We start from the raw sequence: 22829 nt of genomic DNA on the forward strand, positions 1-22829 counted from the left end.
ACTAAACAGTATGAAACGCGTTGAATCAACGAGTTGTGCGCACTCATAGCGCAGTATTTAGGGATGGTTTAAGTTATGGATAAAAGAAAGCTCAGCGAAACCGATATAATCAGTAAGTTTATTCTGCCCGCAGTTAAAACCGCAGGGTGGGACGACATAACCCAAATACGCCAAGAGGTTAAATTACGTGACGGTAAAGTAATCGTTCGTGGGCAGCTTGGTGTACGTAAAACTGTTAAATCGGCTGACATAGTGCTTTACCATAAACCCAGCATGCCGCTTGCGGTTATCGAGGCCAAAGCGAATAAGCACGAAGTGGGTAAAGGCCTACAACAAGGCTTAGATTACGCAAGGCTGCTCGATGTGCCGTTTATATTCGCCTCTAATGGCGATGGCTTTATATTTCACGATAAAACCAAGCTAGGCACTCCTGATGCGCACAACCTTGAAACAGAAATACGCTTAGAAGACTTCCCATCACCGCAAGAACTTTGGGCTAAGTATTGTGCTTACAAAGGTTATACCGAATCGCAGTTACCTATAATTAACCAAGCCTATTATGATGATGGTAGCGGTAAACACCCGCGTTACTATCAGCTCCAAGCGATTAATAAAACAGTAGAAGCTATATCGTCAGGTAAAGACCGCGTACTCCTTGTTATGGCAACAGGAACCGGTAAAACCTATACCGCGTTTCAAATCATTTGGCGTTTATGGAAATCACGCGCAAAAAAACGCATATTGTTTTTAGCCGACCGGAACATATTGGTAGATCAAACACGTATTAACGACTTTCAGCCATTTGGTACTTCAATGACCAAAATTACCGGCAGAACAATCGATCCCGCATACGAAATACACCTAGCACTATACCAAGCACTAACAGGCCCAGAAGAATCTCAAAAAGCCTTTAAGCAGGTAGACCCTGATTTTTTCGACCTTATTATTATTGACGAGTGCCACCGTGGAAGCGCAAGTGAAGATAGCGCGTGGCGTGAAATACTTACTTACTTTAATGGCGCAGCCCAGGTCGGTCTAACCGCAACACCCAAAGAAACCGAAGAAGTATCAAACACCGATTATTTTGGTGACCCTGCTTATACCTATTCCCTTAAAGAGGGGATAGAAGATGGTTTTTTAGCACCATACAAGGTGGTACGTGTCGATCTCGATGTAGACCTACAAGGCTGGCGGCCAACAAAAGGCCAGGTTGATAACAACGGCGAAGTAATACAAGACCGCATATACAACCAAAAAGACTTTGACCGCACAATGGTCATAGACGAGCGCACACAACTAGTGGCCGAAACCATTACCAACTATTTAAAGCGTACAGACCCTATGGCTAAAACCATTGTGTTTTGTAACGACATAGACCACGCCGAACGTATGCGCCGTGCCATTGCCAACTTAAACCCAGAGCAAATGGCTAAAAACGATAAATACGTGATGAAAATCACCGGTGACGACGAACTAGGTAAAGGCCAGCTCGACAACTTTATAAACCCTAAACGCCCATACCCGGTAATTGCCACTACTTCAGAGCTCATGACCACAGGGGTAGACGCTAAAACCTGTAAGCTAGTGGTACTTGATCAAAACATACAATCAATGACCAAGTTTAAACAAATTATTGGTCGTGGTACCCGTATTGACGACCGCTACGGCAAGCTATGGTTTACCATACTCGACTTTAAAAAAGCCACTGAACTATTTGCCGATGAACGCTTTGATGGCACGCCAGAAAAAGTAATTAAGGTAACGCCAACCGACATTGAAAACGAAGACGTTGATATTGAATCACAAGACGATACAACTGGCGAAGAGCAGCCTGATAGCGTATTCGATGATCAATCAACCGGCGATGAAAGCGATGCCAATAACGACACTATTAACGATCCTAAAGGCGATGGCTCGCTTGATGGTGAGTGGGATGATGAAACAAACAAAATGGTTAAGTACCGCATATCAGGTGTGACCGTTAATAAAGTGGCAGAGCGAGTCCAGTATTACGATACCGACGGTAAACTCGTTACCGAATCATTTATAGATTACACCCGTAAAACCATGAGCAAACAGTACAGTTCATTGGATGACTTTGTAAAGCGCTGGAATGAATCAGACCGTAAACAAGCAGTAATAGACGAACTTGCCGAAGAAGGCATTATTTGGTCAGCGCTTGAAGAAGAAGTAGGCAAAGACATGGACCCATTTGATATGATTTGCCATGTAGTTTACGACCAACCACCCCTTACTCGTAAAGAACGCGCAGATAACGTACAAAAGCGTAACTATTTCACTAAATATTCGGGAACCGCGCACACCGTACTTGAGAACCTTCTGTTAAAATACGCCGATGTAGGCGTGCAAGAAATAGAATCTATGCAAGCACTTAAAGTAGCGCCGTTTAACGAAATTGGCAGCCTAAGTGAAATAGTAAAAAAAGGCTTTGGTGGCAAACAACAATACGAGCAAGCCCTCAAAGAGCTCGAAGCCGAAATTTACCAAATGCCAACGCCTAAAACAGCCTAAATTTATGCTTGTTGTTGCTATGTATTAGCGACAGCAAAGCATTAAACCAATCAAAATAAACAGCTTCCATATTTGCTTTTAGTCGCTGTTTATAAAAGTAATCAAACAAGAGAATACTATGTCTATCAGTTCAGCTATTAAATCCATTCAAGATATTATGCGTAAAGACGCCGGTGTCGATGGCGACGCACAACGCCTTGGCCAAATGTCGTGGTTACTATTTTTAAAAGTATTTGACGCACAAGAAGAAGAGCTAGAGCTAGAATTAGACGATTACCGCGAGCCAATCCCAGAGCAACTTTTATGGCGCAATTGGGCGGCCGATAACGAAGGCATAACGGGCGATGAGCTTTTAGAGTTTGTAAACGACAAGCTATTCCCTGAGCTTAAAAACCTAACAGCACCCATAGATAAAAATCCACGCGGCTATGTAGTAACCCAAGCCTTTAGCGATGCCTTTAACTACATGAAAAACGGCACGCTACTGCGCCAGGTTATTAATAAGCTAAACGAAATAGACTTTACCGACTCAAAAGAGCGCCACTTATTTGGCGACCTTTACGAGCAAATATTAAAAGATTTACAAAGTGCAGGTAACGCGGGCGAATTTTATACCCCGCGCGCCATTACTAAATTTATAGTGGCAGTAACCGACCCAAAACTAGGCGAGTCAATCATGGACCCTGCTTGTGGTACCGGTGGCTTTTTAGCGTGTGCGTTCGACCACGTAAAAGCAAACTATGTTAAATCGGGCGACGACCACCAAATACTTCAAAAGCAAATACACGGCGTAGAAAAAAAACAACTCCCGCACTTACTGTGTACTACTAACATGATGCTTCACGGCATTGAGGTACCGGTACAAGTTAAACACGGCAATACGCTCAATAAACCGCTTTCAAGCTGGGATGATCAAGTAGATGTCATCATCACCAACCCTCCGTTTGGCGGCACCGAAGAAGACGGCATAGAAAAAAACTTCCCAAGCGACATGCAAACTCGTGAAACAGCCGACTTGTTCTTACAGCTCATTATAGAATTGCTTAATGAGCCTTCAGCCGGTAAAGAGGGCGGGCGCGCCGCAGTAGTATTGCCAGACGGCACCTTGTTTGGTGAAGGCGTAAAAACCAAAATTAAAAAGCTATTGGTAGAGGAATGTAACTTACATACCATAATACGCTTACCCAATGGCGTGTTTAACCCGTACACCAGTATTAAAACTAATATCCTATTTTTTACTAAAGGCACACCAACAAAAGATGTGTGGTTTTACGAACACCCCTACCCAGCAGGCGTTAAAAACTATAACAAAACAAAACCAATGAAGTTTGAAGAATTTAAAACCGAACTTGAATGGTGGGGCAACGAGGCAGACGGCTTTGCCAGCCGTACTGAAACCGAACAAGCATGGAAAGTATCAATCGATGATATTATTGCCCGTAATTACAACCTCGACATTAAAAACCCGCATATAGGGGAAGTAATCAGCCACGACCCAGAAGAGCTATTAGCCGACTACTCAAAACAACAAGCTGATATACAAGCACTGCGCGATCAGCTTAAAGGCATATTGTCAGCGGCGCTGTCTAAAGATGTTGAGGGCAAGTAATGGCTGAGACTAAAGCACCAAACACAAGCGCAGAGCAGCTAATAACCGACCACCTAGATATTTGGACGACGTCCATTGAGCAAAAGTCGTCGTCAGGGCGTGGGTCATCTAAGAAGTTTTCGCTTCACGGTATTAAAAAGCTCCGTGAACTTATTTTAGAACTCGCAGTACGGGGTAAGTTAGTGCCGCAAGATCCAAACGACGAACCAGCTTCAGTATTGCTTGAGCGAATAGCCGCTGAAAAAGCGCAGTTAGTCAAAGATAAAAAAATTAAAAAGCCTAAAGCACTCCCAGAAATTAGTGAAGATGAAAAACCGTTTGAGTTGCCGAAAGGGTGGCTTGCTGAACGACTGGTAAACTTATCTTATTTAATAACTAAAGGTACCACACCTACATCTTTAGGGTTTGAATTTAAAGAATCTGGTGTGAATTTCATTAAAATTGAAAATGTCTCAAGGGATCGCATCAACCTACCTAGCATTAGTCAATTTATATCAAAAGAGACAAATGAGGCACTAAAGCGTTCTAGTTTAGAGGCAGGAGATTTACTTTTTTCTATAGCAGGAACTATTGGTAAAACTTGTATTGTAGTACAGGACGATTTACCAGCTAATACAAATCAAGCATTAGCAATTATTCGAGGGACAAAATTAGTATTCAGTGCTAAATTTTTATTAATTCAATTAAATTCTTTTGTCGCTGGTAAAACTAGAGAAAGAGCTCGTGGAGGAGCTATGCCAAATGTTTCTCTAGGTGATCTAAATGAGTTGATAGCAATAGTTCCTCCCTTTAAAGAACAACAACGCATCGTTACTAGAGTTGATGAGTTAATGAGCTTGTGTGATGCGCTTGAGGCACAAACTGAAAATAGCATTGCGGCACACCAAACTTTAGTTGAAGTGCTGTTAGAGGCTTTGCTAAAAGTACCAGAGCAAACCGCAACACCCGAACAAGCCACAGCACAGTTTCAACAAAACTGGCAACGCTTAAGCGAGCACTTCGACACGCTATTCACCACCACCGCCAGCATCGACACGCTAAAACAAACCATTTTACAACTAGCAGTAATGGGTAAGCTCGTCCCACAAAATCCAAATGACGAACCCGCCGCCAAACTCCTAGAGCGCATAGCAGCCGAAAAAGCCCAACTGATTAAAGACAAAAAAATCAAAAAGCAAAAACCACTGCCAGAAATCACCCACGAAGAAAAACCGTTTGAATTACCAAAAGGGTGGGAGTGGTGTCGATTTGATGATGCGGCGCTTAGTTCGAGTGCTGGTTGGAGCCCTCAATGTTTACCAACACCTAGAAATGGTGAAGATTGGGGAGTTTTAAAAGTTAGTGCTGTTACTTGGGGGATATTTAATCCAGAGGAAAATAAAGAACTTCCAGAACACTTAGAACCAAGAATTGAACATGAAGTTCAAAGCGGTGATTTTCTTATCTCAAGAGCTAATACCGCTGACTTAGTTGCGAAAGCTGTAATAGTGCCAGATCTTGCACCTAAAAATTTAATGATGAGTGACAAGATTATTAGATTTAAATTACATGAAAGTGTAAGTGGTGAGTATTTAAACTTGATGAATAATAGCCAAGTTTCTAGAGATTATTATAATCGAGTTGCAGGTGGAACAAGTAGTTCCATGAAAAATGTATCAAGAGAACAAATTAGAAGCTTAGTTGTTGCACTCCCGCCACAAAAGGAGCAACACCGCATTGTCGCTAAAGTCGATGAATTAATGGCACTATGCGAACAACTTAAAGCTCGTATAACCGACGCACAAACCACTAAACTTCACCTAACCGACGCCATAGTCGAACAGGCTTTATAATATGCAATTAGCTACTTTTTTAAAAAATACAATATTAGGTGATGATGCAGAGGGGCGTGCTACTGAATTTGTTAAAGTGCCAAAGAATAATAGTAAAAATGGTCTTATTGCTATTTCGTTAGAAAAAGATACTTTCCTATCTTATATCATTTGGCCTATGAATACATTTCATATCATTGCTCGAATGCTTGATACATTTGATGTGTATCAAAACGTAGTATCTTTAAAAAACTATAGTGAATTACCCTATAGAGGTTCAACAGGAAGGCATGCGCGAACGTGGGTCCAATCTATATTATCGAATGAAAATGAAAAAGTAATTGAAGTAAGCGACCGGTTTTATGAGCTTTTGTATAATTTATTTAAGAGTTCTAATGCGAGTCAACAAGTGAGTGATCTACTCAATAGCCCAACTTATTTTAGTCAGTTAATAGAGTTATTTAATGCAAGCGATAGCTGTTCTTTTAATATCAAAAACACTTTATTTTCAGAGGAGGCTCCAGCATATATTGCAGCCCAGGTTAAAAATCTAGCACGTTCAGAAAGTTCAGCCATATTGAGCTTTTCAAATTGTAATTCCAGCTACGGAAGTGTTCATTATAAAACCCACACACCACAATCAGGTATATCTTTAAATAGTTTGAGCCACGATTTAGCTTATATAAAAGCAGGTGTAAAAATATACTCACGACCTCAAAAAGTGGAATACGATAATGAGCAAAAAGACTTTAATATTTTACTTTTGCCTTGGCCATTGAAAGTTGAAGATAATTTCTTCAACACAGCTGTAAAACCATTATTACAAATGGATGATGAATTTGGGTTCTTCTCATACTCTAACTTAGAAGTAATTACAGCAAAAAAAATTATATATGCAATGGAGAGTTCTGGTAGCCCTTTAGATCTTGTTGTAATTCCAGAGTGCTCAATTGATAGTGAAAATAAGCAAATTATTATTTCAGAATTAAGTAGGTACTTTAAAAACAAGCATGTAGAAGTTCCGACTTTTATATTTGGCGTTTTTACAAAAGGAACAGATGGTACATACGGTGACAATAGCTTATCTGTATTAGTTTGGGACGAAAATACGAGTTGCTTTGCCGCGGAGACTCAACAAAAACACCACCGCTGGGCTATTGATCAGCAACAAGTAAATAATTATGGCTTGCAGAAGGTTTTTGAAGATAAAAAAGTAAAGTGGTGGGAAGACTGTTTGATTGGATCTAGAAAATTACTTTCATTTGAAAAAAGCTCAACCCATATTTGCCCATTAATATGTGAAGACCTAGCGAGGCAAGAGCCGATCTCAGGTGTGCTGAGGTCATTAGCCCCTCATCTAGTTGTCGCTCTTCTTTTAGATGGACCCCAGCTTGAAAGTCGTTGGCCTGGTCATTACTCACACACTTTAGTCGATGAGCCAGGTAGTAGTGTTCTTACAATTTCGCCGTATGGGATAGTTGAACGCTCTACAAATGGTGGTGAGTTTCCTAAAAGCAACATAATCTCTTTATGGAGCGAGCCGAATAAAACTGTAAAAATAGGATTAGATGATGAAAAAGTCGGTGTAGTTTTAACGCTAGCACAGGAAGAATCGAAGCAATGGACCGCAGATGGCAGATTAGAACCAAAGAAAAGGCTGACATATAAAGATCATCGGTCTATAGGGTCTGCGAATGAGTTATCTGCAAAATAATTATAACCTCTAAATACTTGATATCATTTAAAAAGGAATTATATGCCAACCTATAATAAATATAACTTCAATGGAGAACAATTAGGTAAAGCACCGCTTATTTTAGCGGTAATGAAAAAGTATGTTGCAGATAAAAAACCAACTTATGAGCAACTGAAACAAGACTTCCAAGAAATCGAAAAGAGTAGAAGTAAAAGCAAGCCAATATACATAACTCCACAAGAATTAGAAGAGAGAAAAAAGCATGGTAAAGATAAAAGAAAGCGATTTTTTGAGTCTGATACAGAGGCTTTAACTCTAGGTGATGGCACTCGAATTTTTGTCAGTAACCAATGGAGCATTGATGGTACTGAGAAAGTCATTCGCTTTGTTAATTCTAAGTTTGATTACGGTATTACTGATGTTGTAGAGCATAAGTCCATAAATGATTTATATAACGATTACCTCAAAAAGCCTAACAAAGGTTGGATCGCTGCTTATGAGCGTTTTAGTGCAGAAGTGGAGCAAAACTTAGGTAATACAGCCTCCAATTATGAAGCTGAATTTATAGAAAAGCTATGGAAGTCTGAATCCAATGGAATTGCTAGCGCTAAGCCTGGGACTCTGAGTAATGATGAATACAAAAATCTTTTAGACGACTTGCCGGAAATTACGGCTTTGATATTCAAAGAGCCCACTCCAACTACTTTAGAAAAAATATATAAATGGGCTGATGAGGCTAAGAAGGAAGGAAAGTTTAACACCGTCAAGCGTGGTGTGATCCACAGGGTTTTTGCTGCCGCTGACCCAAAAAAATACAATACGATTTTAAATGTTGATGGTTTAAGAGCTTTTACGAAATACTTAAATGATGCTTTTGGTTTAGAAATTAATGTTAGTTGGAATTGGGCAGAGTTAAATCAGGTTGTTACCGAGAAAGTCAAAAGTAAAGTAGACAAATCTGAAAGTGAACTTGTTTTTAATACATTTATTTGGTGGCTGTTTGAAAAGCTGAGAAAAGAAAGCCACGATGAAAGTTTATATATAGACGAAGATGAAGCGGATCCTTCAATGACTACTGAGCTAAATAAATCGGAAAAAAAATCAAAAAACCTTATTTACTACGGTCCACCTGGTACTGGCAAAACTTTTACCCTACAAAAGCTGTTAAAAGAACAGTACACAGAAACAGGAACTTCTGAAGAGCCTGTAGTTTGGCTTAACAATAAGTTGGGTGAGTTAAGTTGGTTTGAAATTATTACACTTATTTTGTTGGATTCAGAGCACTATTTATCTGTCACAGATATTGTGAATCATGAGTATTTTATCAAGAAGTTAGCGCTTAATGGCAGAACCGCAAATATACGTCAGACAGCTTGGGCTGCCTTGCAAACTCATACCATTCAAGACTCAGAAACTGTTAAGTACGCTAAGCGCATCGAACCACTAATTTTTGATAAAAATACAGATAGTAAGTGGACTATTGTTGATAAAGAACATGAACTAATTGCTAGTTATAAAGAGCAACTAGATGAGCTTAAGGCAGGTCCCCCTGTCGAAAAAGAAATAAAGCGCTTTGAATTTGTGACCTTTCATCAATCTTATGGGTATGAGGAGTTTATTGAAGGTTTAAGGCCTGTTACTAACGACGATGGTGATATAAGTTACGTTGTGAAGCCTGGTATTTTAAAGCGTCTGTGCAAGCGTGCTGAAGCTGATCCTAATCATCAATACGCCTTAGTGATTGACGAAATTAACCGAGGCAATATTAGTAAGATATTTGGTGAGTTGATAAGCCTTATTGAAATAGATAAACGTGCTGGTGAAGAGCATTCACTTACAGTTACTTTGCCATACTCAAACTTACCTTTTTCGGTACCTAGCAACCTCGATATTATTGGTACTATGAACACGGCTGACCGTTCTTTAACGCATATAGATATTGCGTTAAGACGCCGCTTTGAATTTATAGAGCTGAGAACTGATTACTCTTTATTAAGCGATAATGTAGATGGTATTAACTTAAGAAAGCTCTTATTCACGATTAATAAACGGATAGAACTTTTATTAGATAGAGAGCATATTATTGGCCATGCCTTATTAATGAAAGTTAGTAACTTAGCGGATCTTAAACAAGTATTTATCACTAACATTATGCCGCTACTGGAAGAATACTTTTTTGAAGATTGGGATAAAATTAAGCAAGTATTTAATGATAACGGGTTTGTTTCTGAGCTCAAAGATGCTCACAGTAATTGGCTTGGTGGTTCAGATGAGTATGCAGCAAAGTCTTACTATGTAGACCGTAAAGCCTTTGACAAGATTGAAAATTATACAGCGGCTTATCAAAATATAAATGATAATAATTTTGATGAACTGAAACAGAACTAAGGAAGGTTTATGCATACTTGGTCTGTTTATGAGTTTTCGCGTTTGTATAAAAGTAACACGACTGAACACAAAGGAGATAACTTAAAACTAGAGCACGCTCAATTTGAAGCGCTCAAACAGCTGTTAACTTGCAGTGAGGCAGACCATGATAAGTTATTTAGATATGGCTTTGAAAAGCGACAAGAGGTATTAGTTTGCCAAAACTACGTTGGTGTAATTTGTTTACCTTGCGGCGATCAAATTGAAATCTTACCTAAAACACATCGGAAAAGCGTACATGCTGAGAGTGATGAAAATATTAGCAGGAACCGCTCCAACCTTATAAAGATGTTAAAGGCAACACAGTATTTACCAGGTAAGGTTGCTGACAATGCATCGTTAGATATGGCTAAAATGCCGTTACTTGACGTATTCATTCAATTGTTTTTGCAAGAGATCAGCTTATTAATTAAGCGTGGTGTGGCAAGGCAGTATGAAACGCATGAAAGTAATGAGCCTTTTATAAAGGGTAGAATACTGGTTAGCCAGCAAATTAGGCATAACTTAGTTAATAAACACCATCACTTTATAGCCTTTGACGAGCTAACAACTAACCGCCCTGAAAACCGATTAATTAAAAGTGCATTGCTCTGGTCGCTCAAGCGTGTGACAGCAAAAACGCAACATCTTTGCAGGGAGTTACTATTTCATTTTGAAGAAGTAACAAGCTCAAAAGCTATATGGCAGGATCTCAATGCTTGGCAACGGGGCAGGCATTTATCTCACTATGAAGCGATTAGACCGTGGATAGAGATGATTTTTAAAGATCAAAGCCCTACATCGGTAAACGGTTCAAAAAGCATGTTGTCTATATTATTTCCTATGGAACGCGTATTTGAGGATTACGTACCAATTTGTCTGAAAAGACAATTTCAAAATTATGACATAAAAACACAAACCAGCAGTCAATACTTAATAAGCTATACGCCTAGCGACAATAAAAAACGCACTAATGATGGCAAGCTTTTCCAATTAAAGCCTGACTTACATATTCAAGCAGAAAATAAATTAATTATTGGTGATACAAAGTGGAAGGTGATTGATGAAAACTTACCTAACAAAAAGTATGGAATAAGTGAAAGTGATATGTACCAGATGTTGGCCTATAACCAAACTTACCAAAAGGAAGAATCAGAACCCGCAGTTATTTGGCTGATCTACCCTATGACACCTCAATTTTTAAAGCCTTTACCTAATTTTATTTTTGATAACGGGCTTACACTCAAAGTATTACCATTTGATATTGATAAGTCAGAGTTAGTTGAGAACACAGCTGATAATTAATGGTCAATATTGGCTGAACAGTAATGGTTACTGAATTTAAGCTTAAAACTTGGTCATATAACCTGCTTTTTTAGTGGTTTATCATTATTTTTTTGCTTATCACAGTTGATTTATATATCATCTCGCCACGACTAAAGTATTGCTTTATTTTAGTTGTGGATGTCGAAAGGGAACTTAAAGATTTTATGGATAAAAGCCGAGCAGTACTGCCAACCCCCCACTATTAATTTTATACCTCTTTATGATTCTTTTCCTCGCCATTATTGCGTGTTTTCTGCTTTGAGGTTTCAAAGTAGTTGTCTATTTAATTACGAGAGTACAAAAGATAAATCATATGAATATACTAGAAAGTTTACTACGCGGTTTTGATACAAACGTTGTTAGTGGTGTTGTTTTAATTTTAATGCTTTTTGTTTTTGGTTTAGGTTTGTTTTACACCAAAAAAGCTAAGCAAGTTGAGTTTGTTCAGTTTGTTCCAACACTATTAACTACTATGGGTATATTTGGTACTTTTTTAGGTATAGTTCTTGGTTTATTAGAATTTAACCAAAGTGATATAGAAGCCAGTATTCCGTTGTTGCTAGCGGGTTTAAAAACGGCATTTATTACAAGTTTAGCGGGTATATTTTTATCTTTAGTGTTTAAAACACTGTCTACGTTTTCATTTTTAAAACCTAAGCAACTAGAAGATAGCATTTCTCATGCAACGCCTGAGGCGATATTAGGTGCTATGCAAGCGCAGGTTGCAGAAACAAAAGTTTTAAAAGAAGCGATTGTTGGTAATGAAGAGTCAACACTGTTTGGGCAATTAAAAATATTACGTGGTGATATTAATGATAATGCAAAAACATCGATTAATATTGCCCAAGAACAAGCTGTAAAACAACAAGAGAACTTTGAGGCGTTTAGTGAAAAGCTATGGCTTAAACTACAAGACTTTGCAGATACTTTATCAAAGTCAGCTACAGAGCAAGTTATTGAAGCGCTAAAACAGGTAATTAGTGATTTTAATAATAATTTAACAGAGCAGTTTGGTGATAACTTTAAACAATTAAATGAAGCGGTAGTTAAATTAGTTGAATGGCAAGAAAACTATAAAGTTCAGCTTAAAGAAATGAGTGACCAATACGCTCATGGTGTTGCTTCTATTTCTGCTACTGAATCATCTGTTGCCCATATTAGTGAGCAAAGCCAAATAATTCCTCAATCTATGGGTGAATTGAAAGGTGTTATGGAGGTTAATCAACATCAATTAGCTGAGCTTGAACGCCATCTAGAGGCCTTTAAAGATATGCGCGATAAAGCTGTTGAAGCCGTCCCGCAAATTCAAAAACAAGTGGAAGCTACAGTAAACGATATATCGGCTGCCGTAACAACAGCAAGTGATCATTATAAAACCCTTCTTACGCAATCAGACGATTACATAAAAGCTCACGTTCAGACATCTAATGATTTATTAGACAAGTTTGCTCATGAAACAGAGAAAGGCATTAATAGTGTTGGCGATCGTTTGATTGAAAGCTCAGACAAGATTGGTAAAGAAATCCAAACTGCAGGTAATGAGTTTACAGATAATACAGCTCGAACCAACGAAAGCTTAAAGACAACATCTGATCATTTACAGTCGCAAACTGAAGTAATTAAGCAGCACTTACAAGATACAGTGACTGACTTAAATAACAATATGCGAGACATGATTGAAAAATTAGTCGATGACGCTAAAGATATTACTTCAACTATGAAGCAAGCTAATCAAAACCTTGTGACAGATACAGAGCAGGTGCGTGATACTGTAGTTAAGTCGGCTGAAAAACTACAGCAACGCCTTAATGAAGTGATTGATGACGCTGCGACACAGCAAATTAATCAAGCTAAACGTACTTTTGACGCAATGGAAAATGAGGTTAAAAAGCAGGTCGGTATGACAGGGGAAGCTGTCGACTCGCAACTAAAACTTATTGATACAGCGATGCAGCAAGAAATAAACCGTGTAATGAACGAAATGGGTAAAGCACTTGCACAGGTAAGCGGTAAATTTGTTGATGATTACATTAAGCTAACTAAAGCGATGAATGAAGTTGTAAGTCAGCGAGTAATGTAATGGAAAAGATATTTGGCTCTCAAAACAACTCACAAGATAGTGGTGATCATTGGTTAACTGTATCAGATTTGATGGCTGGTTTAATGGTTGTATTCTTGTTTATAGCTATTGTTTTTATGATGATAACTCAAAAAGAAAATGACAAAATTAAAGATGTTGCTGTTGCTTACCAACAAAATCAAGTTGCTATATATGAAGCTCTAGAAAGCGAATTTGAAAAAGATCTTGATAAGTGGGGAGCAACAATAGACAAAGAAACGCTAGCGTTCAATTTTCAATCTCCTGATGTTTTATTTGCTAATAATGAAACTAGATTAAGCGACGCATATAAAGAAATATTAAACGACTTTTTCCCCCGTTATATCAACGTGCTTGCCCCGTTTAGAGACTCTTTAGATGAAATTCGTATTGAGGGTCATACTTCAAGTGTTGGTTTAAGAGGCTCTACAGAGGCGCAAGCATATTTTTACAATATGCGATTATCTCAAGGACGAACACGTTCTGTATTAGAGTATGGTTACGCACTTATGCCTGATGAGTCTGATTGGATTAAAGCTAATATTGCTGCAGTTGGTTTTTCATCTTCGCGCTTGATTAAAAAGAATGGTGTGGAAGATGCTGCAAGGTCAAGGCGTGTATCATTTAGGGCTATTACTAATGCTGATATTCAAATAAAACGGATACTGGAGGCGCAGTAATGAAGCTAACAGTTGATTTTAGTGCGTTACATAGAGCGGTAGCACCTTTAGGGAAAATAGTAACTGACTTTTCTATTACCAGTGATGCTTCTGAACTCGAAAGCATTGGCAGTCATCTTAATCAAGGGATGATTTTAGGTAAAGATGTACAGTTAGATGAAATCGATGGGTCAAACGGTGTATTAAACTATGATGGCCATCAGGTTATGCTATACATACCAGATCAAGGAGATGACATTGAAGCAGTGTTGTCTAATGGTAAATTAGGGCGACGTATACATGTGGCAGAGTGTTCTACTCTTGAGTTGATGCGAGAAACAGGCCGGTTTAAACGCTATGATGTAATTAATCGGGTTGATGGCTTTTTCCCTGTATTCGGCTCAAGCTACAGAGGTGGACCTAATACAGAGGGAGAGGCTGATTTAGGTGTATGTAAAAACTGCTTAAAAATACTTAATTACAAGGGTTACTCTACTCAAAGTCCTCAAGTTAAAAATCAAGTATTTAATAGTTTTTCGTTTGAACAATTTTTCGAAGTTTATAGCTCCTACTTTAAAAGTTTACCTGTTAACAGTAAGAAACACACAAGTGGTTATACGCCAGATTGGCCATCAATTTCAGCTAAGTTAAGAAGCGATTTGAATTATACATGTGAGCAATGCGGCGTTGACCTTAAATCTGAAAAAAGGCTCTTACATACTCATCATATCAATGGGAATAAAGCAGATAATGAACGAGATAATTTGAGAGTACTTTGTGCAGATTGCCATAAAAAGCAGCCACATCATGATCATATATATGTAAGCAACTCAGATATTCTCAAAATTAACCAGCTAAGACGAGAACAACATAAGTTTGACGTGTTTAATTACGATAATCTGCGAGAGTGTGCAGATACAGCATTAGATGGCCTTTTACAAAAATGTGAGTCGACTAGGTTACCAGGTGCTGAGCTAGGGATTGTTATTCAAGATAAAGAAACATTTGTTTCAATCGATCTTTGCTGGCCAAGGCGTAAAGTAGCGGTGCTTATTAATATGAGTAATTCTAATATATTAAGAAGACACGGCTGGACTGTATTTACTGCATTCGATGCCTTAAATAACTTTGAGAATTTTCAGCGCCAAATTAGATAAGAAATTTTAATTTTAAAGGATTAATTTATATGCACTCTAAAGCAAGCTTTGTTTTTTGGCTTACATTAGCACTTTATTTGCTAACACTATTTACTGTTACTTATGTAGGGGTTTATCTAACCTATATAGCTCTACCACTTTTGGTCATTTCAGGCCTAATCATGAAGTGTACAAAACCAAAGGCTGAGGTACAGAAAGTTTATGATGATAGTAAATCTGCAGCTACTCAGGCGCTACTAGGCACAAGTAATTTTTTAGATGATGTTACTGAAGGTATAAGTGAATTTAATAGGAACTTAGAAATTAAAAATAAAATACATGATCTAGTCACAGAGCGTACGAAGGCCTATAAAGCTAAGATACAATTGTTGAAAATAGAAAAAATACCCTTTGAAATGAAGTTAAGCCATGCAGAGCTAGGCTCAGAAAAGCGCAATCTACAAGATGAAATAGAGCGTATTGATAGGGAAATAGAATTGAACAGCAAGCATATAGAGCAGATTAAGATAGCCTGTGAATTAGAAGTTAGAGCTCCGTAATAATTGATATTTCTGAAAGCTACTATCTTTATAGTTGTTTTAAACTAATTAACCATAGCTCTATAAGTGATTAAAATGCTCATTTTAAGGCAAAGTACAATTCTTGATATTATTCCCTTGAGCCCTAGGTATATCTCCTCACATGAAATAATGGTTAAACTCAACCAGTATGGCTTTGATATTTCAACTCGCATGCTTCAACGAGACCTGCAATCACTTTACGAACAAGGCTGCTTCGGGCTTGAAAAAGATACGCGTAGTAAACCGTATGGTTGGTCTATCAATGCGCATTGGAGAGGTGGTAACTCTAAATTAATGAGCAGCGAAGTTGCAGAGCACTATTTATTGCTTGAGCAATTACTACCGCAATCAGTCCCGAGTGACGTTAAGCAGTCAGTTCACATTAAAGCAGAGCAGGCTCTTAAGCGTTTTAATGGCCATGTGCCTGACTGTCTTGCAACCCTGCCAAAACCTTCGTTAAAAGTGAATATTGATACTCAGTTAGTTAATCAAATTGAGCACGTGATTAAGCATAAGCGTGCAGTGAGTGCTGAGCTTTATAGGGTGCTTTATGATGAGGCGCATTGGTTAAAATTTGCTGAAATAAGCTTTTATAACTTAGTTCAGCAAGGCGGTGTGTTAATGGCGCAGTTTATGGTGGGGACGCTTCACGATAAGTGTTACCAGATGCCGGTTTACCGCATTCGTAATGTGCACATTTTGCAAAAGACACGACGTGAGCCAAGCACTGAGCAGTTAAAGTCGTTACGTAGTGCGATTAACAAAGGCATGTCGCAAGAAGCGATTGAGTTAATTGTAAAAGTACCCAAGCACTCTGCGGTTAATCAAGGCTTTATTGAGCTTGGCGAGCTGAGTGACAAGCAACAGATTGACGATAAAAACGTATTATTTACCTACCAAACTATTGATACCGAGCAATTGACCGATGAGCTATTTAAATGTGCCCATTGGCTCGAGGTTGTTAAACCCGAAAAGCTGCGACAAAGAATTGTTAGCAAGCTTAAAGCGGCCGCTAACATTTATAAATAACTCCTACTAGTTTGGGTACGTCAAAAATTGACGCACCTGTTTGCTATGCTCCTTTTAAAGTTAAGGAGTAGTTATGTTTCAGTTAATTCAACAAAATGATGGTTTATCGATTGGTGTATTTGGTATTGGTGGGTGTGGCTGTAATACGCTGAACAGTATTTTTGAACAACGCGAGTCTGAGCAGGCGCACTTATACAGCGTTAATACCGACAAAGTAGTGCTTGAGCATACACAGAGTGATGAAGCGGTACTGATAGGTGCAGAGCTTACTCATGGATATGGTGCAGGAGCAGATCCTAAAGTTGGGCTGCAGGCAGCAGAAGAAAGTAAAGATCAGCTTTTAACGCTTATTAATGGTTGCGATATAATACTCTGTGCAACAGGATTGGGTGGCGGTACAGGGACTGGCGCTAGCCCTTACATTGCACAACTTGCTAGTGAGCAAAATAAGCCAGTGATATTTGTAGCTACATTGCCATTTAGTAGTGAAGGGCAGTTTAGAAGCAATATAGCGCAAGCAGGTTTAAATGAGCTTAAAGAGCATGCTAATGCTGTTATTACTCTCCCAAACGATCAACTTATTGAAGTGCTAGGTAATGATATTGGCTTATTTGACGCCTTTAAGCATAGCAACCAAATACTCCACTCACTGATAAAATCACTCATCGATATGCTTTGCTATCAAGGCTTAATAAACGTTGATTTAAATGACTTTGCTAAAATTATGGATTGCCAGGGAGATGCTGTACTGGGTGTTGGCAAGTGCAATGATGAAAGCGAACTTACTACAGCACTTGATAGTGCACTCAATAACCCACTTGTTAATCAGGTCGATATGTCATCAAGTACGGGTGTAATAATACAAGTCAATTGCAAAGATGAAATTTCACTAGGTAGTTATAACCTCATTACCGATACAGTACGTCAGCAAGTAAGCTCAAATGCTTTAGTTATTTGTGGTGTTTCAAAAATAGAAAGCTTATCAACCAATTATGAGCTGCTAGTTATTGCTACGGGCGCGAGTTCTAAAATGGTTATTGATGACTTGAATAAAGACAAACAGCCTGAAGAAAAAGAACCTAATAAAGCCGAGCCAGAAACAACTGACATTTTTGATATTCCTGCTTTTATTCGCAATCAAGCTCCGGCTCCATGTACAAAATAAAAATTTGCTACTGTTCAATCAGTACAGACTCATCAACAGTTTTGTATCGACATGATGACTATAAACATGAGTCATACTAAGAATAGAAATTAAAAAATACACCATTTATACACAAATTATTTTAAGTTGTTGTTTTTAAAGAGGTAGGCGGGGGTTCAAATCCCCCCAGCTCCACCAATTCGCTGTTCGATAACATCCGAACAGATACAGGAAACCCGCTAACCATATAGGCTAGCGGGTTTTTTATTGCCTGTAATATCCCAAGATGTTTACCTGCATCCAGTATTTTTAGTACCATGGTTAGTACCACAGCACTTATTCGTGAAAATGCTGTGGTACTAAAAATAAGAAAGCCTTGAATTCACAGGGCTAGAACATGGTATACATAAAAGAAATGGCCAGAACTGTAAAACCCCTCAACGATACACAAATTAAGCAAGCTAAGCCTAAAGAAAAAGAATACTTACTTTCAGATGGTAGTGGGCTTCAGCTATCTATTAGACCTAATGGTACTAAAAGTTGGATATTTAAGTACTACAAACCACTCACTAAAAAAAGGACAAACATTTCTTTTGGACAGTATCCTCAAATTACCCTTGCCGCTGCTAGAGTTAAAAGAGAAGAAGCACGTGGGCTTCTTGCAAATGAAAAAGACCCAAAAGAGTTCAAAGAGCAACAATATATTCAAGAGACGCAAGCGCGTTTAAATACTTTAGAGAAAGTAGCGATGGAATGGTTTGAGATTCACAAACCAAAAATAAAGCCTAAGCACGCAGAGGGCATTCTGGGAAAGTTAAAAAATCATGTATTTCCTGAACTAGGCAAGCGGCCTATAAGTAGTATCGATGCTGTTGTAACAATTAATGCATTGAGGCCTGTTGCTGCAAAAGGCACTCTTGAAACAGTAAGAAAGACGTGTCAGGTACTCAATCAAGTTATGGGCTACGCAGTAAATACAGGAATTATAAAGCATAACCCTTTGGAAAGAATTAGAGATGGCTTTGCAAAACCAATAACAAAGCCGATGCCAACGATAGATGCTAGCAGGTTATCTGAGTTTATGGCGGATCTTTCGAGAGCCAGTATAAAGTTTCCTACTCGGTGTGCGATTGAGTGGCAATTACATACAATGGTAAGGCCAAATGAAGCCACTAAAGCAAAATGGTCTGAGATAGATTTAGAAAACAATGTGTGGATAATACCTGCAGAAAAAATGAAAGCAGCTAAAGTCCATAAAATACCATTAACTCCAAGAACGCTAAAATTACTTGAGTTGATGAGCCCGATAAGTGGACACCGAGAATATATTTTCCCTGCTGATAGAAACCCTAGAGATCATATGAACCCTCAAACCCCAAATGCAGCAATAAGTCGAATGGGCTATAAAGGGGAGCTTGTTGCACATGGCTTAAGATCACTTGCAAGTACTGTGTTAAATGAATCTAGGTTATTTGACTATGAGTTAATAGAAGTTGCATTAGCGCATCAAGACACGAACCAAGTTCGAGCTGCATATAATCGAAGTGACTATCTAGAAAGTAGAAGAGAAATGATGTGCTGGTGGAGTGAGTATATACACAAAGCGAAGGTACAGTCTCTTGTCTAACTTTAAAGCGTTAGCTAGCCTTAATTTGCTACAAGAAACAACAATCCAACGGATTGATTTCGAACCCTCTCGGCTTCAGGCTGCAGAGGGAGGCAAAGTTTATTTAAAGCAAATATTAAAAGATGTTATCGCGTCTATTTACGCCATTGAGGCTAATACATCGGATAGGATATTAAATGACTTTGATTTATTGCATTTAACAGGGGTTAGCCTTAGTCATTTAAAAACAAAAGCGGAAGAACTTTTGTCTAATTTGCTAAATAATGAGCAACCTGAAGGCTTAGAGCTGTTTACATTAGGTGCTCTAATAGGCGAATACAACACCCTTCATCGGTTTGCTAATAGCTTACTTCTACATCAACAAACGAAAGAAAAAGCGCAAAAAGCTAATATTGGCAAGCAAATAAAAACTCAAACTTATTTAAAGCTTTCTAAAGAAATTTTTTGCGCAATAAAAAATCTAGGTTTTGCAAATAACGATTGGGCGATTATTAGTGGCGTGGATATTTTTTTGAAGGCTTCACTAGATAGTGCAATGCTTATAGAAAAAAAGAATTCATCCCAAAAAATTGCTAAATATTTAAACATAGAAATAGGCAAAGGAAAGCCAAATAGTGCAATGCTGAAATTAAGAGATAAGGTTGTTGCTTTTTTAAATCGCGAGTATAGCTCTGATATTTATGAACTTTACTCAACATTTTATAAAAGTGAAGAGTTCGAATACAAGAATCACACTATCACTGACTCAATAGATGCTAATTTAAGCAAGTGTCTAGGTGCTTTACATTACTTATTAAAGTATGAATTGCGTTACGATGAGAAAGTAGATCCACTTCATGTTCCTCTTGTTATGAGGCTCTCAGCAAAGCTTGTAACTCAATATATACTCTCACATCTTAAATCATTAATTAAAAATACAGGTAGCAAGCCTTTAACCGATTTAAATGAGTTTATGTATAGCCAGTCTATTTATAATGAGATAAAAGCAATAAGCCCTACATTTTTTTCGCAGCCAAGTAATTGTTATTTAACACCTATTGAATCACAGCTACTTGAGATCAGAATCAAGTACTCATTTAAGGAGGCTGGATTAGCACACCGCCAAAAGGTTAAATACAAACTATAGAGCACATCCACAAAGCCTTGTCAGTTTTTAACTACAGGCTTTTACTATAAGTATGCAGTGCTAATCAGTTAAAACTTACTGTAGACAAAACTAATAATTAACCATAAACACTCTCTAAATTACACTCACATATTAGTAGCAACTCAATTCACTTATAAAAAAATTAAGTTTTATGTATGATTTTTGTGCACTTGAGTTGTTTTAATGCCGATTCCTCACGGAATAGTTAATTAAACGATGAAAAAAGTTTTGCAATATAGCTTCGTACCTAGACGGACATATCTGTCTATCTTAGAAATTAACGGGACTAAGTCTCAAATGATTCGGAGCAGTATCATGAATTTAGATAACCTATTAACTAATAGCAAAAGAATTCTTCGCCTTAAAGATGTACAAACTTTGACTGGTTTATCTCGAACTATGATTTACGATTTACAGAGTAAAGGCGAGTTCCCACAAAGTATAAAGTTAGTGCAAAGTGGGCGAGCTATGGGGTGGCAATATAGTGATGTTATTAATTGGATTGACTCAAGAGTGCAAGCATGAGGTTTTTAGCTAAACGAGAAGTTAAAATTGCTGATGAAGATATTTTTATTTCAAAAGTTGCAATTCAAAAGCACTTTGGTTTTTCGTCTTATTTAGTCGGCAAGCTAGTAAAAGAAAGGACTCTTTCAGAGCCTGTGGAGTTAGCTCAAAAAGTTACTGGTTGGCCTTTGACAGAGGTAAAGCAACTCAACCAAATTAGCACTTCTTAGGATAACAAGGGATGTTATTTCATTAGTTAGACCCTTTTATATGACCTTTACTTGCTTAAAGCGTCAGTAATAGTGCGGTTAACTTCATTGTTGTAGTGCAGGTTATTTATAATATTTAGAGAAAATCATGCCATCTCAGTTAGTTCAAAAATTAAAAGATAAATATGGTGTTGAAGTACATTATCAAAAACTATCAGAAGAGTCTTATATAGCTTTGGAGATAATGAATTTCCCAAGTGGATATTACTACGACATTATTAAAGCTACCCTAAAGCAATTGGATGTGATGCTTTGTAAGTTTTCAAAAGTGCTCGTACTCAGGCTCGATTTAAGATTAGAACAATATAGTAAAGACAATAAAGTTGTTTCACAGTTTATTAATAGTATTCAAAAGAAAATAAAGAATACATACGGTGAGTTCGCCTATATATGGGTAAGAGAGCAAAACAAAGCTGATAAGCAGCATTACCACATAGCTTACTTTTTTAATGGTCATAAAATCATACACCCTAGTAAGGTCATAAGTTTAATTCAGGCTGGGTGGTTTAAAGCTTCGGCTGGTGGAACACTTTATGTACCTGAACATTGCTTTTATCAGTTATTTATTAATCAGCCTAACTTTTACGATAACTTTAAGGAGGCCGTTTACAGACTTAGTTACCTTGCTAAATGCTATTCTAAACGGCGTGTCTCGCAATCCGTAAAAAACTATTCTTCAAGTAGACTCGAATATAATGAGGGTAGTTAAATGGCTAGGGGTGGCAAAAGAAAAGGAGCAGGTGCGCCAAAAGGCAACAAAAATGCTCTTAAGCATGGTGGCAGGGCTAAGGTAATGCATGGTGTACCCTTAGATAAAGAGCTATCTGACTTTGAATATAAAGCCTTGTGCTTAGTGCAGTTAGAAACGCTCAAAAAGCTCAATGAAGATAACAGTTACGAATCCAAACTTCTAATTTATAAACATTTTATGAGATATAAAGGCACTTTGTCGTTCGAGTTTTAAGGGGGTCGCTGGGCTTGGTACATAGCTGAGTCGCTTTAAAACGGTAAAATAAAAAAAGGAAAATAACCGATCAAGCTACCAAACAATCAAAGATTTTTTATTTGTCATTTAAATTCAATAGCTTAAGGTTTTAGTGGCAAGCCTTGTATTAATTCTAAAAGGTGATCGCCTTTGTATTCGATCACCTTTGGTCTTTAAATTTACCATTTCACTACCATGCAAGAGTTAAAGCGGCCTTTGTTTTGATAAACGGGTCAGTTTTATATAATATCTTTTACTTAATAATGGATT

Annotated in this window: 18 protein-coding genes; all 18 read left to right on the forward strand. The window is 37.9% G+C overall.

Going from position 1 to position 22829, the window contains the following annotated elements; all coding sequences use genetic code 11:
- The first annotated feature begins 75 nt into the window (after window positions 1-75).
- The 18 genes from hsdR (at window position 76) to AN393_RS11555 (ending at window position 22538) form a co-directional block, all read left to right on the forward strand.
- Window positions 76-2532 carry an EcoAI/FtnUII family type I restriction enzme subunit R gene (gene hsdR, locus AN393_RS11470; protein ID WP_055018110.1) on the forward strand — a complete coding sequence of 819 codons (2457 nt, stop codon included), beginning with the start codon at window positions 76-78 and terminating at the stop codon, window positions 2530-2532.
- Window positions 2533-2650: 118 nt separating this feature from the next.
- Window positions 2651-4141, forward strand: a complete 1491-nt coding sequence (locus tag AN393_RS11475) for an N-6 DNA methylase (protein WP_055018111.1) — start codon at window positions 2651-2653, stop codon at window positions 4139-4141.
- Window positions 4141-5973 carry a restriction endonuclease subunit S gene (locus tag AN393_RS11480; RefSeq protein ID WP_055018112.1) on the forward strand — a complete coding sequence of 611 codons (1833 nt, stop codon included), beginning with the start codon at window positions 4141-4143 and terminating at the stop codon, window positions 5971-5973. The genes AN393_RS11475 and AN393_RS11480 overlap by 1 nt, the downstream gene beginning before the upstream one ends.
- 1 nt (window position 5974) lies before the next feature.
- Window positions 5975-7666 carry a hypothetical protein gene (locus AN393_RS11485; protein WP_055018113.1) on the forward strand — a complete coding sequence of 564 codons (1692 nt, stop codon included), beginning with the start codon at window positions 5975-5977 and terminating at the stop codon, window positions 7664-7666.
- Window positions 7667-7708: 42 nt separating this feature from the next.
- Window positions 7709-10036 (forward strand): McrB family protein, encoded by a 2328-nt coding sequence (locus tag AN393_RS20565; protein ID WP_055018114.1) that lies wholly within the window; start codon window positions 7709-7711, stop codon window positions 10034-10036.
- Between the two features lie 42 nt (window positions 10037-10078).
- Window positions 10079-11359 carry an McrC family protein gene (locus AN393_RS11495; protein WP_161804167.1) on the forward strand — a complete coding sequence of 427 codons (1281 nt, stop codon included), beginning with the start codon at window positions 10079-10081 and terminating at the stop codon, window positions 11357-11359.
- Between the two features lie 334 nt (window positions 11360-11693).
- Window positions 11694-13460, forward strand: coding sequence for a MotA/TolQ/ExbB proton channel family protein (locus AN393_RS11500; RefSeq protein WP_055018116.1), 1767 nt, complete (start codon window positions 11694-11696; stop codon window positions 13458-13460).
- Window positions 13460-14158 (forward strand): OmpA family protein, encoded by a 699-nt coding sequence (locus tag AN393_RS11505; protein WP_055018117.1) that lies wholly within the window; start codon window positions 13460-13462, stop codon window positions 14156-14158. The genes AN393_RS11500 and AN393_RS11505 overlap by 1 nt, the downstream gene beginning before the upstream one ends.
- Window positions 14158-15294, forward strand: a complete 1137-nt coding sequence (locus tag AN393_RS11510) for an HNH endonuclease (RefSeq protein ID WP_055018118.1) — start codon at window positions 14158-14160, stop codon at window positions 15292-15294. Before AN393_RS11505 ends, AN393_RS11510 begins: the two co-directional genes overlap by 1 nt.
- Window positions 15295-15323: 29 nt before the next feature.
- Window positions 15324-15833: a hypothetical protein gene (locus tag AN393_RS11515; protein WP_055018119.1), complete on the forward strand. Its 510-nt coding sequence runs from the start codon at window positions 15324-15326 to the stop codon at window positions 15831-15833.
- Window positions 15834-15983: 150 nt separating this feature from the next.
- On the forward strand, window positions 15984-16883 hold the full coding sequence (locus AN393_RS11520; protein WP_055018120.1) for a YafY family protein: 900 nt from the start codon (window positions 15984-15986) through the stop codon (window positions 16881-16883).
- A gap of 73 nt (window positions 16884-16956) precedes the next feature.
- Window positions 16957-18048 (forward strand): cell division protein FtsZ, encoded by a 1092-nt coding sequence (locus AN393_RS11525; protein ID WP_055018121.1) that lies wholly within the window; start codon window positions 16957-16959, stop codon window positions 18046-18048.
- A gap of 376 nt (window positions 18049-18424) precedes the next feature.
- Window positions 18425-19654: an integrase domain-containing protein gene (locus tag AN393_RS11530; RefSeq protein WP_327077727.1), complete on the forward strand. Its 1230-nt coding sequence runs from the start codon at window positions 18425-18427 to the stop codon at window positions 19652-19654.
- A complete protein-coding gene (locus AN393_RS11535) occupies window positions 19647-20780 on the forward strand; it encodes a hypothetical protein (RefSeq protein WP_055018122.1) in 1134 nt (377 codons plus the stop codon). The genes AN393_RS11530 and AN393_RS11535 overlap by 8 nt, the downstream gene beginning before the upstream one ends.
- 336 nt (window positions 20781-21116) lie before the next feature.
- Complete coding sequence (locus tag AN393_RS11540; RefSeq protein WP_055018123.1) at window positions 21117-21326, forward strand: AlpA family transcriptional regulator; 210 nt, start codon at window positions 21117-21119, stop codon at window positions 21324-21326.
- Complete coding sequence (locus AN393_RS11545; protein ID WP_055018124.1) at window positions 21323-21535, forward strand: hypothetical protein; 213 nt, start codon at window positions 21323-21325, stop codon at window positions 21533-21535. The genes AN393_RS11540 and AN393_RS11545 overlap by 4 nt, the downstream gene beginning before the upstream one ends.
- Window positions 21536-21662: 127 nt before the next feature.
- Window positions 21663-22283, forward strand: a complete 621-nt coding sequence (locus tag AN393_RS11550; RefSeq protein ID WP_055018125.1) for an inovirus-type Gp2 protein — start codon at window positions 21663-21665, stop codon at window positions 22281-22283.
- Window positions 22284-22538, forward strand: a complete 255-nt coding sequence (locus AN393_RS11555; RefSeq protein WP_055018126.1) for a hypothetical protein — start codon at window positions 22284-22286, stop codon at window positions 22536-22538.
- Window positions 22539-22829 lie beyond the last annotated feature (291 nt).

It is taken from the genome of Pseudoalteromonas sp. P1-25 (assembly GCF_001401805.1).
GTDB lineage: Bacteria > Pseudomonadota > Gammaproteobacteria > Enterobacterales > Alteromonadaceae > Pseudoalteromonas.